Genomic DNA, 932 nt, shown 5'->3' with positions numbered 1-932 from the left:
GGTTCGACGAAGACCGCCAGACTCGGACGCGTAGGATTCCTTATGCGATCAAGGAATAAAATTGCTCGGCAGGTGTCTGGTCCATGCGAGGGCTCTGGTGCAAATAGGGTCGGCAAATGGGTTAGAGTTGTCGGAACAAAACGAACTGATGACCCGCGATGAGCAAGCTGAAGAGCCTGGAGAAGTTGTTCGGCGGACGCCATTTTGATCGGGAGATCATCATTCTGTGCGTTCGCTGGTACCTACGCTACAAGCTCAGCCTACGCGATCTGGTCGAGATGATGGCCGAACGGGGATTGTCTCTGGCTCATACGACGATTCTGCACTGGGTGAGGCGTTATACGCCCGAGTTCGTCAAACGCTGGAACCGCTTTGCTACACCTGCGGGTCGCTCCTGGCGTGTCGATGAAACCTACCTGAAGATTCGAGGCAGGTGGGTCTACCTGTACCGGGCAGTGGATCGGGCTGGCCAGACGGTGAACTTCATGCTCAAAGCCCGACGCGACGTGGCTGCGGCCAAAGCCTTCTTCAGCAAGGCCATCAGGCATCAGGGCCAGCCGCCGGAGACTATCACGCTCGACGGCTATGCGGCCTCGCACCGCGCGGTGCGCGAAATGAAGACCGATGGTCAGTTGCTTGAAGAGACAAAGGTTCGCTCCTCAAAATATCTGAACAACGTGATCGAGCAGGACCATCGCCATATCAAATCCAGAACGAACGTGATGCCTGGATTCAAGCGATTCAGGAGCGCTGCGACCACGATTTCAGGCATCGAGTTGACGCATCGCATTCGCAAGGGACAGTTCGACCTCGCGAAGCTCGGCCTCAAGGATGCCGCTGCGCCCGCCGTATGGAATGCAGTCCTGTCTTATCGGTAAGATATCCTGTCTATCTTAATTTTCTCAAACCGCTTACCTATTTGCACCAGAACC

General features: G+C 55.6%; 1 protein-coding gene. It reads left to right on the top strand.

The window, feature by feature from the left end; translation table 11 throughout:
• Positions 1–158 precede the first annotated feature (158 nt).
• A complete protein-coding gene (locus BMI01S_RS37740; RefSeq protein ID WP_028215156.1) occupies positions 159–878 on the top strand; it encodes an IS6 family transposase in 720 nt (239 codons plus the stop codon).
• Positions 879–932 lie beyond the last annotated feature (54 nt).

The organism is Paraburkholderia mimosarum LMG 23256 = NBRC 106338 (assembly GCF_000739815.1).
Taxonomy (GTDB): Bacteria; Pseudomonadota; Gammaproteobacteria; order Burkholderiales; family Burkholderiaceae; genus Paraburkholderia; species Paraburkholderia mimosarum.
This window is presented reverse-complemented; position numbering and strand designations above follow the sequence as displayed.

Excerpts from the sequence above, each read along its gene's own strand:
- BMI01S_RS37740 (WP_028215156.1), top strand. The coding sequence starts at position 159 with ATGAGCAAGCTGAAGAGCCTGGAGAAGTTGTTCGGCGGACGCCATTTT.